Source organism: Methylophilus sp. Leaf414 (assembly GCF_001425425.1).
GTDB lineage: Bacteria > Pseudomonadota > Gammaproteobacteria > Burkholderiales > Methylophilaceae > Methylophilus.
In genome coordinates, this window is sequence record NZ_LMQQ01000002.1 from 172,342 (window position 1) to 185,281 (window position 12,940).

13 protein-coding genes are annotated in these 12,940 nt (G+C 49.1%); 7 read left to right on the forward strand and 6 right to left on the reverse strand.

The features are described 5' to 3' along the window. Positions 1-11: 11 nt before the first annotated feature. From ASG24_RS05265 to ASG24_RS05285, 5 genes are all read right to left on the reverse strand, one after another. Positions 12-848, reverse strand: a complete 837-nt coding sequence (locus tag ASG24_RS05265) for a transglutaminase family protein (RefSeq protein ID WP_055868698.1) — start codon at positions 846-848, stop codon at positions 12-14. 104 nt (positions 849-952) lie between these two features. Next, positions 953-1,897, reverse strand: coding sequence for an alpha-E domain-containing protein (locus ASG24_RS05270; protein WP_055830594.1), 945 nt, complete (start codon positions 1,895-1,897; stop codon positions 953-955). Continuing rightward, a complete protein-coding gene (locus ASG24_RS05275; protein WP_055830591.1) occupies positions 1,891-3,384 on the reverse strand; it encodes a circularly permuted type 2 ATP-grasp protein in 1,494 nt (497 codons plus the stop codon). The genes ASG24_RS05270 and ASG24_RS05275 overlap by 7 nt, the downstream gene beginning before the upstream one ends. A 193-nt stretch (positions 3,385-3,577) precedes the next feature. Beyond that, positions 3,578-4,099, reverse strand: a complete 522-nt coding sequence (locus tag ASG24_RS05280) for a hypothetical protein (RefSeq protein WP_055868700.1) — start codon at positions 4,097-4,099, stop codon at positions 3,578-3,580. A 109-nt stretch (positions 4,100-4,208) separates the two neighbouring features. Then, positions 4,209-5,102: a YicC/YloC family endoribonuclease gene (locus tag ASG24_RS05285; RefSeq protein WP_055868703.1), complete on the reverse strand. Its 894-nt coding sequence runs from the start codon at positions 5,100-5,102 to the stop codon at positions 4,209-4,211. A 133-nt stretch (positions 5,103-5,235) separates the two neighbouring features. Here ASG24_RS05285 and ASG24_RS05290 point away from each other — a divergent pair, with 133 nt between their 5' ends. The 7 genes from ASG24_RS05290 (at position 5,236) to ASG24_RS05320 (ending at position 12,208) form a co-directional block, all read left to right on the forward strand. Then, entirely contained in the window at positions 5,236-6,171 is a 936-nt protein-coding gene (locus ASG24_RS05290) for a serine/threonine-protein kinase (RefSeq protein ID WP_055830586.1), read from the forward strand. A 25-nt stretch (positions 6,172-6,196) separates the two neighbouring features. Next, positions 6,197-7,126, forward strand: a complete 930-nt coding sequence (locus ASG24_RS05295) for a PP2C family serine/threonine-protein phosphatase (RefSeq protein WP_055830585.1) — start codon at positions 6,197-6,199, stop codon at positions 7,124-7,126. Positions 7,127-7,146: 20 nt separating this feature from the next. Next, positions 7,147-7,866 (forward strand): ribonuclease PH, encoded by a 720-nt coding sequence (gene rph / locus ASG24_RS05300; RefSeq protein ID WP_055830582.1) that lies wholly within the window; start codon positions 7,147-7,149, stop codon positions 7,864-7,866. A 1-nt stretch (position 7,867) separates the two neighbouring features. After that, positions 7,868-8,488: an RdgB/HAM1 family non-canonical purine NTP pyrophosphatase gene (rdgB, locus tag ASG24_RS05305; protein WP_055868705.1), complete on the forward strand. Its 621-nt coding sequence runs from the start codon at positions 7,868-7,870 to the stop codon at positions 8,486-8,488. A 40-nt stretch (positions 8,489-8,528) separates the two neighbouring features. Next, a complete protein-coding gene (locus tag ASG24_RS05310) occupies positions 8,529-8,744 on the forward strand; it encodes a hypothetical protein (protein ID WP_055830578.1) in 216 nt (71 codons plus the stop codon). A gap of 10 nt (positions 8,745-8,754) precedes the next feature. Then, positions 8,755-10,581 carry a DNA helicase RecQ gene (gene recQ / locus ASG24_RS05315; protein ID WP_055868708.1) on the forward strand — a complete coding sequence of 609 codons (1,827 nt, stop codon included), beginning with the start codon at positions 8,755-8,757 and terminating at the stop codon, positions 10,579-10,581. A gap of 103 nt (positions 10,582-10,684) precedes the next feature. Beyond that, positions 10,685-12,208, forward strand: a complete 1,524-nt coding sequence (locus tag ASG24_RS05320) for a hypothetical protein (RefSeq protein WP_055868709.1) — start codon at positions 10,685-10,687, stop codon at positions 12,206-12,208. 92 nt (positions 12,209-12,300) lie between these two features. On the opposite strand, the gene ASG24_RS05325 is transcribed toward ASG24_RS05320, so the two are convergent. Next, positions 12,301-12,939: an arylesterase gene (locus ASG24_RS05325; protein WP_055868712.1), complete on the reverse strand. Its 639-nt coding sequence runs from the start codon at positions 12,937-12,939 to the stop codon at positions 12,301-12,303. Position 12,940: the final 1 nt, after the last annotated feature.

Genomic DNA, 12,940 nt, shown 5'->3' on the forward strand with positions numbered 1-12,940 from the left:
CGGGATAGTGTCTATTGTTGCGCGGAGAGAGCCTGTTGATACAGCTGATCGGTCTGGCGTTTACGTTGTTCATGCGTGACCGTTGCCAGCTGATTAACGCTGACCATGCTCGACATGCCTTCCTTGCCGCCGCCGATGCGGGTACCAGTCACCGGGCTCGCACTACGGTAATCCAGGCCGACAGCCAGCCGTACGTGGGTTTCATTGGTTAATAAGCCATTTGAAACATCCAGCCCCAGCCATTGTTCATTCTGCCAGACCTCGACCCAGGCATGGGTTTGCATCAGGCTGCCATCTTCGGTAAACAGGTAGCCGCTGACATAGCGTGCCGGCGTGCCCAGGCTGCGGCAACAACCGAGAAAGGCATGTGCGTGGTCCTGGCAGACGCCTTTACCCAGCCGGAAAGCTTCGGCTGCTGGTGTATTTACCTGGGTGACCCCTTTTATGTAATGCATTTTGTCGCGCAGTGCATACATCAGCTCAGTCACAGGCGCTTGTGCATACTGTTTCGCAAAGTCCGTCATCGCAGCATCTGCCTGGGTCAGGGGTGACTCCCGCAGATACAGTTCCACCGGTAAAGGCTGGTGGGTGGCCAAGCCGACAACTCCGGTTTCCACTTCGCCTGCTACTGAAATCATTAATTCTGTATGCGGCTGGTCGATCACCAGGGTATGCGTAAGATTGCCATAAGTGTCTTCAAACGCGTGGCATTGACCGTTGACTTTAATGTCCCAATGTTTGACGTGCTGACCCAGGCCATCGCGTGGCGTCAGGCGCAGTTGCTGAATGGTGTATTGCACCGCTTCGCTGTAGATATACTGGGTGTGATGCTCAATATTCAGCAGCATACTAGCCTTGGCTTAAAGAGCGCCGCAATCGTGTCTGCACAATAACGGTAAACCTATTTCGCTATCAAGCTGAACAATCCGGCTTAAAGCCATCGTAGTGTTGATCATGCAGTTGCACTTAAGAAGTTGCGCTGAATCTCTTCACCCAGTTTGCGGTTAGCCAGGATAAATTCATCCAGAAAGTGATGTACACCATCTTTGACGATATCCAGCATGCGACCGTAATGCAGTTTGGCATGCATTTGCCCGGCCAGGCGCTCAGCCTCAGTTTGCCGGCTGCCGGCAACCTGCCGCAAAATCGGCATAATTTCGGCGTAGCAGGCATGTAACGAGCGCGGCATATCTTCGCGCAGTATTAATAATTCAGAGACTTTGGTTGGCTCAATCGCATCGCGGTAAACCTTCTGGTAAGCCTGGAAAGCAGCGACTGAGCGCAACACAGCGCTCCATTCATAGTAATCCACCGCGCCCTCGTTGGCTTCCTGCATGGGGATTAAAAACTCGTATTTCACATCCAGCAGGCGGGCAGTGTTGTCGGCACGCTCCATAAAAGTGCCCAGCCGGACAAAGCTGAATGCCTCGTCGCGCAACATGGTGCCGAAACACACGCCGCGGAACAGGTGTGAGCGGCTCTTTACCCATTCGCAAAATTCGCTCAGGCCAGACTGCGTCAGGTCCTGCTTGATGAACTGGTCAAACTCCAGCCACAGCGTGTTCATGTTTTCCCAGGTTTCTACTGTCATTGCTACCCGCACGGCGCGCGCATTTTCGCGGGCACTGCGCAACGAGCTGTAGATACTGGAAGGATTTTGGCTATCCATCACCAGGTGTTGAATCACTTGTGCAGCGCTGATATCTTTATAACTCGCCTCGTAAATATCCCTGACGCCGGCGATTTCCAGCACGCTGTCCCATAATTCTTCATCGTTGCTGGCATCGGAAGGTAGCAGCGACATACCGTAAGTCACATCTAGCACGCGCGCCACGTTTTCGGCTCGCTCGATATAACGCGCCATCCAATATAAATGATCTGCGGTGCGGCTTAACATATCACGGCCTCTTGAGATAACTGTTGAGCAGCCATTTGCGACTGCATTTGGTCGGCATACACATCATCGCGCTCCAGCACCCAGGTATCCTTGGTGCCGCCACCTTGTGACGAATTGACCACTAACGAGCCTTGCTTGAGGGCCACGCGCGACAATCCGCCGGGCACCACGCTGACGGTTTTGCCTGACAGCACAAATGGGCGCAGATCCACATGGCGTGGCGCAATCCCTTGGTCAACCAGCGTCGGGCAGGTTGATAAGGCTAATGTAGGTTGCGCAATGTAGTTAGATGGCTTGGAAACGATACGTAGCCTGAATTCTTCAATTTCGCTTTTGCTGGCAGTCGGGCCGACCAGCATGCCGTAGCCGCCGGAACCTTGCACTTCCTTGACGACCAGCTCGGGAAGATGATCCAGCACATAGGCCAGATCATCTTCCTTGCTGAGTTGATACGTAGGTACGTTCTGCAGGATGGGAGACTCACCCAGGTAAAATTTAATCATCTCCGGCACATAAATATATGTTGCCTTGTCATCGGCCACGCCGGTACCTACGGCGTTAGCCAATGTGACGCCACCATTGCGGTAGACGGAGAGCAGACCCGGCACGCCCAGCATGGAGTCGGGCTTGAATACCAGAGGGTCAAGGTAGTCGTCGTCGATGCGGCGGTAAATCACGTCCACCCGTTGCGGGCCTTGCGTGGTGCGCATATAGACGGCGTTATTGCGGACAAACAAATCCTGGCCTTCCACCAGTTCAATACCCATTTGCTGGGCGAGGAAGGCGTGTTCAAAGTAGGCGCTGTTGTAGGCGCCAGGAGAAAGTAATACCACGGTCGGGTCAGTGACCCCGGTCTGCGCGACAGAGCGCAAATTGTTTAGCAGCACATGCGGGTAGTGTTCGACAGGGGCAATCGGGTATTTTTTGAATAAATCAGGGAACAACCGCATCATCATTTTGCGGTCTTCCAGCATGTACGATACGCCAGACGGCGTACGCAGGTTATCCTCCAGTACATAGAACTGCGATTCGCTGGTGCGTACCAGGTCAATCCCGGCTACATGTGCATAAATCTGGTTTGGCACATTCACACCGACCATTTCCGGGCGGTATTGCGAGTTGGTCAAAATGCTGTGCGGCACAATGCCGGCCTTGATAATTTCCTGGTCATGGTAAATATCATGCAGGAACATATTCAGGGCGCGGACACGTTGCACCGCACCTTTGGAGAGATGCGCCCATTCACTGGCAGAAATCATGCGCGGGATCACGTCAAACGGAATCAGGCGCTCGGCTCCGTCTTCTTCACCGTAGACATTAAAAGTAATGCCGACACGGCGGAACAATACTTCGGCTTCAGCCCGTTTGGCCGCCAATTGCTGTGTAGGTACAGCACTCAACCAGCGGTCGTAAGCCTGGTAGATGCCACGTACATTGCCACCATACCCCTGCATTTCATCAAAAAACTGTTTGGCCGTTTGCGTCATGGTCCATGACCTTTACATTATTTGTATCTGATATCAGCAAGGTGTGTGCCAGCCAGAAAAATAGTTTTAAATCATTGAGTTAAGTAAAAACATGATTCCGAGAACATACTTAATGCACCATTAAGGTGCGTGTGAGGATGCGGTTATTGGTGCGATATTTTAGAAGTTGGATGCGTAAAGGTCTTGAAAATGCTTATTTGTAGCTGAACGATTGCTCAAATTTTTCCAGTACCTTTAAATCCACTTCGGTGGGATTGACATAAGAAATATGCACATTGTTCCACTTGTTGCGATAGGAAAATAGAAAATAGACATGCCGTTGCTTGATACTTTTATCCTGAAAACTGTTTTCCAGCTCATAGTTGAGTTTGCAGTAATTGCTGTTGCAGCTTTTTTGCACGCTGGCCTGGTTGATCAACGGCTCTTTACTGGCCTTAGTCCAAAAGCAGTTCAGTACATTTTCATGTGAGTCACCGCCATCGCACGCTGGCGTATCCACATTGATTACTACCGAGAAGAAATTGGCGTTGCCATAATACATATAGTGGTCATTGGAGTCCGCTTCCCTGACCGGCCGGAGCGGAGGTGCATCGAAAGTAATTGCCCAGCCCTGGTCCGGGATAGTCAGGGTGGTGATTTCAGCAACGGAAAGTTGGGGAAATACGCTGGTCAAGACATAGACGCAGAAAGGTAAAGCATAGCGGAGAAGATGCATGGTTCTAGACCCTATGTTTTCTTGGAGTGATCTGACTATACCATCATGCCAGTAGGGTTAAGCCACTTTGCAGGCGAAGTGGCTTAATTATTTATGCAAATTGTTGCATTTATTCAATATTCTGGATTTGTTCGCGCATTTGCTCGATCAGCACTTTTAACTGCATGGACACCTGGGTGGTTTCAATCGCAACTGATTTTGAGCCCAATGTATTCGCTTCACGATTCATTTCCTGCATAAGGAAATCCAGCTTTTTACCGACGGCGCCGCCAACGCTAAGAATACGGTCCATCTCGGTAATGTGCGAATTCAGTCTCGCCAGCTCCTCATCCACATCGGTGCGCTGCGCATACAACACGATTTCCTGGCGCACGCGGTCATCATCGGCTTGCATCGCTTCGCGCAATTTGGCGGTGAGTTTTTCCTGGTATTGCTGAATCGCTTGCGGTAATAACGGCTTCACAATACTGATTTGCTCGCGCACGCCTTGCAGCCTGTCCAGCAATACCTGTTTGAGTTTTTCGCCTTCACGCTGGCGCGCGGCAATTAGTTCGTCTATCGTCTGGCTCAATCCCTGTTGCAGACTTTCTGCCATGGCTTCAGTATCTACCGCCTCAGTTTGCAATACGCCCGGTAACTTGAAAATATCTACCAGATTTACCGGCTGTGCTTGTGGGAAGTGCTGGTTCAGGTCTTTCAAAGTCTGTGCAATCTGCGCGACCATGGTTGGGTTGAGCGCCAGTTTACTGCTACTTGCGCTATCGCTTTTCAGGCTCAACCGGCATTCCACTTTGCCGCGACCAAGCCTGGTCTGCAGCTGTTCGCGCACCAACGGTTCAAACTGGCGCAAGCTGTCTTCAATTTTGACATTCAACTCCAGGTAACGATGATTCACTGCGCGCAATTCGATCAGTAACAGGCCTGCCGGAAAGCGGGTTTCGCTGTTGGCAAAGCCAGTCATACTTAAAATGGGTTGATGATTGGTATTCTTTTTGGAAGTCATTATTCGCTCCGAGCTAAGCGGGGGATTGTATCAAAAGCGGTATCGATATGCGAAAATAGCGTTATAACAAGTTAACACAGTTTATTTCGTGTTTTCCTCAATAAAAGCCATGATTAAGTACGTTAACCATTAAGTGAAGCTCGCCAATAAAATCGATATTGCACTGCCAGTAGGCACCGTGTTGCATGACTACACCATCACACGGGTGCTGAGTCTGGGCGGGTTTAGCTTCGTCTATCTGGCACAGGATAAACAGAAAAATACTGTCGCCATCAAAGAATATATGCCGGTGACACTGGCCAAGCGCGATGGCCAGACGCATATCCGTTCTAACGGTAAAAATGAAGCCGCGTATAAACATGGCATGAAGTGCTTTTTTGAAGAAGGTCTGGCGCTGGCCAATATCGAGCACAAGAATATCGTGCGCGTGAAAAACTTCTTCCGCGCCAATAACACCGTGTATATGGTGATGAAATACGAGCGCGGCAAATCGCTGCAGGATTACATCATGGCGTTAACGCAGCCGGTGCCGGAAAACTTCATGATCCGCATGTTTGTTGAATTGCTAAATGGTTTGCGTGAGGTGCATAGCCGTAAACTGCTGCACCTGGATATCAAACCGGCCAATATTTATATCCGGCTGGATGGCTCGCCGGTGTTGCTGGACTTCGGTTCGGCACGCCAAGCCTTGTCCGAGGTGACACTGGCGCCTACTTACACGCCGGGTTTTGCACCGCCGGAACAATACATAGACCGCAAGCATTTGGGCCCGTGGAGCGATATTTACAGCATAGGTGCCAGTATGTATGCCTGCCTGCAACGTTCATCGCCGCTGGCCGCCAATATCCGCCTCAATGAAGATACACTGGTGCCGGCGATACAGCTAGGCAAGCAAATTTATTCAGAAAAACTGTTATCGATTATTGATGACTGTATGCATATTGATTACCTGCAACGGCCGCAAAGTGTGTTTTCATTGCAGAAAAAAATGATAGAGGTGCATGTGGCAGATGACGCCCGTGGCTCCCTGGTCGATAAAATTATTAAAGTGCTCACCAAACCACTATGAAACATTTGACGAAACGCTTGATGCCATGAAGTTTTCAATTGCGCAAGGCAGCCGCCAGGGGCCGCGTCCGTATAACCAGGACCGGCTGGCATACTCCTATCACAGGCATTCCATTTTGATGGTGTTGGCCGATGGAATGGGTGGTCACCAGCATGGCGATGTCGCGGCCGAAATAGCAGTCAAAACCATGGTGGAAGCCTTCCAGCGCGAATCTGACCCGCTGATCGCGCAGCCGGCGCAGTTTCTTCGTGAGCAGATCGGCCAGGTGCACGACGTGATTGAGAATGTGCGTGTGCGCAAGAAGTTATCCGAATCGCCGCGCACGACGATTGTGGTTGCCTTGATCCAGCACAACAAACTGTTTTGTGCGCATGTCGGTGATTCCCGTCTCTATCTTTACCGCAACGGCCTGGAAGAATTCCAGACCCAGGATCACTCCGTAGTGCAATCGCTATTGCGTGAAGGCAGGATCACCGCCGAGCAGATTGAGCGACACCCGCATCGCAACAAAATCTATAATTGCCTGGGTGGCGACAAACCGCCGCAAGTTGACCTGGCTGACCCTATGCCGCTCAGTGAGGGCGATGTCATTTTGCTATGCTCGGATGGTGTATGGAATACGGTGCCTGCCATCACCATGGCGCAGCATATGCTGGCCGCGAATATGCAGGATGGCGTCACGCGCCTGCTGGATGATGCCGATACCGCCAGTATCACCGTCGGTGATAACATGAGTGCCATCGCCTTGCAGTGGGGTGAAAGAAATACCGCGCCACTGGCAGTGTCTACCCTGGATTTACCAGGTGACGGAACGACCACCATGCTCAACCATGCCGGCACTATGCCCCACCCGCATGCGCTGGATCTGACTGACGACGAAATTGAAAAGGCCATTGCCGACATACAGGATGCGCTGGGCAGAACAGGCCAGCATCTCAAAAAACAAGAAACTTGAAACAGACAGGAAAATTTGAAATGACCAGACCCAGCCAACGTGCCAACGACCAGTTGCGCAGCATAGAAATCATCCGCAGCTACACCAAACACGCCGAAGGCTCAGTCTTGGTCAAATTTGGCGATACCCATGTGATTTGCACCGCCAGTATCGAAGAAAAAGTGCCAGGTTTCCTCAAAGGCAAAAACCAGGGCTGGGTGACCGCCGAATACGGCATGCTGCCACGTTCTACCGGTTCACGTATGGATCGCGAAGCTGCCCGTGGCAAACAAACCGGCCGCACCCAGGAAATCCAGCGCCTGATCGGCCGCAGCCTGCGCGCAGTAATTGACATGCAAAAGCTTGGCGAGCGCACCATCCATTTTGACTGCGACGTGATCCAGGCCGATGGCGGCACACGCACAGCCAGCATCACGGGCGCTTATGTGGCGATGGTCGATGCCGTCAGCACATTGCTGGCAAAAGGCTTGCTCACTGAAAGCCCGATCAAAGATTCAGTCGGCGCGATTTCGGTCGGTGTTTACCAGGGCATCCCAGTGCTGGACCTGGATTATATTGAAGACTCCGACTGTGATACCGACATGAATGTAGTCATGACCGGTAGCGGCGGTTTTGTCGAAATTCAGGGCACCGCCGAAGGCGAACCTTTCAGCCGCGACGCGATGAACGAGATGCTGGATCTGGCAGCCAAAGGCATTGCCGAATTATCCAAACTGCAACAACAGGCATTAGCGAAATAACATGGCACTAGCGTTCAACAAACTGGTCATCGCCTCCGGCAACAAAGGCAAAATCCGCGAAATCGCGCATGTGCTGGCACCCTTGAATATTGAGATTGTGTCGCAATCTGAATTCAATGTACCGGAGTGCCCGGAGCCGTATGAAACCTTTGTTGAAAATGCCCTGGCCAAAGCACGGCATGCCAGCCAGCATACCGGTTTACCGGCACTGGCCGATGATTCCGGTTTATGCGTGAATGCCCTGCAAGGCGCACCAGGCGTAATTTCGGCACGCTATGCAGGCTCACAACCATCAGGTAGCCTGTTGACGCAGGATGAACGCAACAACGATAAATTACTCACAGTGATGTCGCGCGAAAGTGACCGCCGTGCCTATTTTTACAGTGTGCTTGTGCTGGTGCGGTCACCCAATGATCCGCAACCGATCATTGCCGATGGCGTTTGGCTAGGTGAAATTTTGCGCGAGTTTCGCGGGTCAGAAGGGTTTGGCTATGACCCCTTGTTTATGGACCTTGAAACACGCAAGACCGTGGCTGAATTACCGCTGGAAGTGAAAAGCAAAATGAGCCATAGAGGCCAGGCCTTGGTAAAATTGCTGCAAGCTTTAGAGAAAAGTCAGTAAAAAAGTAACTGAAAGCACACGTAGGTGAAAGAAACAGCATATGACAAATGAGTGGCCCAAATGGGTGCGTGACGACGGCTCGGTGGTTTCGTGTACCGAAAAAGTCAAAGTCATGTCTGAAAACTTTGATGAACTCAAACAGATCGCCCAGGATGCGCTGGAAGATGGCTTGCTGATGGAAGTCAGCGAAGAGCAGATGCGCCAGGCTTTGCATGCGCTCGTCGATACTTTAGTTAATCCTTACAACAAGATATAGGCTTGCCAACATGGCAAGCGCCTCACCGCAACAAATCCTCCACGACGTTTTCGGTTACAACCAGTTTCGCCACCAGCAACAAGCCATTGTTGAACATGTGATTAGTGGGCAGGATGCGCTGGTGCTCATGCCCACCGGTGGCGGTAAATCCCTGTGTTACCAGATTCCAGCCCTTGCACGTGACGGCCTTGCGATTGTCGTCTCACCCTTGATCGCCCTGATGCAAGACCAGGTGGAAGCCCTGCAACAACTAGGCGTCAACGCTGCCTTCCTGAATTCCAGCTTAAGCGCTGAAGACAATGCCCGTATTACCCGCGAGGTGGTCAGCGGTGAAATCAAATTACTCTATGTCGCGCCTGAGCGTCTGATGGTTGGCAGCTTTTTAAGCCTGCTCGATGAAGTGCAGCAGCACACAGGCCTCGCCCTGTTTGCGATTGACGAAGCGCATTGCGTCTCGCAATGGGGCCATGATTTCCGGCCAGAATACCGCCAGCTCACCGTGTTGCACAACCGCTTCCCCGATGTGCCGCGTATCGCGCTCACCGCCACCGCAGATGCACCGACGCGTGCCGAGATCATCAGCCAGCTCAACCTCGAAAACGCCCGCCAGTTTGTCTCCAGTTTTGACCGCCCGAATATCCGCTATCAGGTTGGCATCAAAAACAATGCCCGCCAGCAATTGCAGGCATTCCTGGATTGTGAACACGCTAACGATGCAGGCATCATTTATTGCCTGTCACGCAAAAAAGTTGAAGAAACCGCCGCCTGGCTGGTTGAAAAAGGCTGGTCGGCACTGCCTTATCATGCCGGGTTGCCCGCGCAATTACGCGAACACCACCAGCGCCGCTTCCTCCGTGAAGAAGGCATTATCATGGTGGCGACGATTGCTTTTGGCATGGGCATTGATAAACCCAACGTCCGCTTCGTCGCGCATCTGGACCTGCCAAAAAGCATGGAAGGCTATTACCAGGAAACCGGCCGCGCCGGGCGGGATGGCCTGCCTGCCAATGCCTGGATGGTCTACGGCATGGGCGATGTCGTCTCCATGCGGCAAATGCTGGATAGCGGCGAGGCCTCAGAAGAGCGCAAACGGCTGGAAAGGTTAAAGCTGGATGCCTTGCTAGGCTACTGCGAATCTACCGCCTGCCGCCACCAGAGCATATTGCGTTACTTCGGCGAAAGCCATCCCGGCGCCTGTGAACAATGCGATAACTGCCTGCATCCGGTAGAAACCTGGCAAGCCACCCAGGTCGCGCAGATGGCACTCTCCTGCGTCTTCCGTACCGGGCAAAGATTCGGTGTCGGCCATTTAATTGATGTGCTCACCGGCAAAGTCACCGCGCAAGTCGAGCGCTTTAATCATGACAAAGTCAGCACCTTCGGCATAGGTAAAACCCTCAACCAAAACCAGTGGAGCGGTGTCTATCGCCAACTGATTGCAGCGGGATTTCTGGAAGCAGATATGGCTGCCTACGGCGGCTTAAAACTGACTGAAGCTGCACGGCCAGTATTAAAAGGCGAGCAAGAAGTCTGGCTACGCCGCGATGCCGAACCCGAAAAGCGCATGAGCAAAGCGGAACGCAGCGCCCGCGCCAAAGAAATATTTGAAGGTGCGAACGATGATCCGCTCTGGCAAGCACTAAAAGCCAAACGGCTGGAACTGGCAAGAGAGCAGGGCGTGCCACCGTATGTGATTTTTCACGATAGTACTTTGCTGGAAATTCATAATCGCAAACCACAGACTTTGGATGAAATGGGGCAGATCAGCGGGATAGGGCAGGCGAAACTACAGAAATATGGGGATGCATTTTTGCAGACAATGGCAACAGAACTTTAATTTCTGTAAGAATAAATAGCTGTGATGAAGTTAACTATCTAATGATTTAGTAAATGCAATTATCTTTTTACTAATCTAATTTGCAATTGAAAGAATACTAAAAATGGCTAATTCTGATTTAACCAAGGTGCTTAGATTTATTGAGGAAAACATAAGGGTTACAGAACAGACTTCCATTGAATATCTTGACTCTCAAGGTGTTGTTGATCGACTGAAAATTAAACAGAATCACATCATCTTTGGAAGGCGAGGCTCAGGTAAATCTTTGTTGCTTAAGTCTTTAAGAAATATTGCGACGGTGGAGTGTATTAGTATAAATCTTGAAGACTTCAAAGATATTAGCTTTCCAAACTCAATTATCCAAGTCCAAAAGGCTGTTATAAAACAGTTATTAAGCAAAATTTCTCTTTATAAATTGCTTTTAGAACCCCGTAGGTTTTGTACAGCTTATCAATTAAAAGCTAGACTAAAAAAGCAGTATGAATCTCTTGATCAGCATTTATCTGAACCAGATGAATATGATCAAGATATGAAAATAAAGCAATCTAGACAGGCAAGTGCAAAGTTAACTGGTAAAACCTCATTCGGAGACGGTGAAGGATCTTTTGGTGGAGTGAATGAAACCGAGGTTTCAAAAAAAGTAAAAATTGATAAGCTCGATATTTTGAAAAATGATCTTCCAAAGATTAAGGAGTTATTCAAAGATGTTTCCGATTATTTGGGAAAAGATATTTTTTTAATTTTAGATGACTTTTATTTCATCAGAAAAGATGATCAACCCTATTTTATTGATTTCTTTCATCGGGTATCAAAAAACACTCCTTTGTATCTGAAAGTGGCAACAATTCAGCATAGAAGCAAGTTATATGTTCAAGATAAAAGTTATGTTGGAGTTGAATTACAACATGATGCACAAGCTGTATATCTAGATTACAGCTTACAAGATTTTGAACGGTTAGTTTCTTTCAAAAAAGACCTTTTGAAGCATATTAATCAAAAAGCCGGTGTGACTATTGATTTCAGCAGTTTGATTACAGAAAACGCATTCAGGTTTTTATGCTTAGCTTCTGGCGGTGTGCCTAGAGACTTTTTTAGCCTGTTAATTTCTCTTGAGCCGCTTTTTAGTGATGCTCGTGCTGTATCAAAGCCAAATGTTATTGAAAAAGCTATAGAAAATATAAAAAATAAAATGGAAGCATTGAGAAAAGATGCTTCTGATGAGGAGCATCAACTAGAACAATATTTAGCAATAATTAGATCCGAAATAATTGATGGTAAAAGATGGAATGCTTTTTTATTATCGAATGTTGATATTCAAAAATATCCTCAAATTAATCAGGCAATTAAAGAACTTGTTGATCTCAGATTTATTCATTTAGTTAATCCAAATACAAGTTCTTCAAATAGTGATGGAACACGTTACTCTGCTTATATGCTCGATATTGGATTATTTCCAAATGCTAACCCGCGAGACTTCCAGCAAATAGAGCCCGGACAAACCGATGAAAAACATAGACAAGACAAAATGAGATCTGCTCCAAAATTAAATTTGGAGTTTTTGAATAGTGAGGTCCAGAAGTTAGGTCTGGGTGACAGCCTCGTTACAACTGAAACTACAAGTTCATAGAAGAACTAAAGATCTCCTAGAAGAAAAGGCTCAGTGCTTGAGTAAAAATCAAGCCATGAGTAAGTAGGTTTATAAAATTTTTTGAGTATTTGTTAGCCTGTTGTTTTTAATAACAGCTTCAAAGTTGGCCAAACATTCTCCAATATTTTGCGTTGCGCGTTCACATTCGGATGCAGCCCATCTTCCAGCACCAGATCACTGTGACCACTAATCCCATCCAGGAAAAATGGCACAAATGGTGTTTTGTATTTTTCCGATAAATCCAGGTAAACCGCTTTAAAACCATTAGTATATTTCGGACCATAATTCGGCGGGATAAACATGCCTAATAAAACTACCTGCGCATTCGCTTGCTGGCTGGCCTGAATCATTTTTTCCAAGTTGTTTTTCATTGCATCCAGCGGTAAGGCGCGCAGGCCGTCATTGGCGCCTAGTTCTATCACGACGATACTAGGTTTAAACTGTTTGAGTGCTGCGGGTAATCGGCTGAGTCCACCGGCAGTTGTTTCACCGCTGACACTGGCGTTGGCAACTTCGTAGGGCAATTGGTTGTCTTTCACTCGTTGTGCCAGCAGACTGACCCAGCCTTGTGCCTGGGGAATTCTGTAGGCGGCGGATAAGCTATCGCCAAATACCAGTATCGTTTGTTTGGATGCAGCCTCTGCCATGACTAAGTTTGTAAACAATAAACCAGGTAACACGATCAATATCTTTAGAAATCGGAACATCATT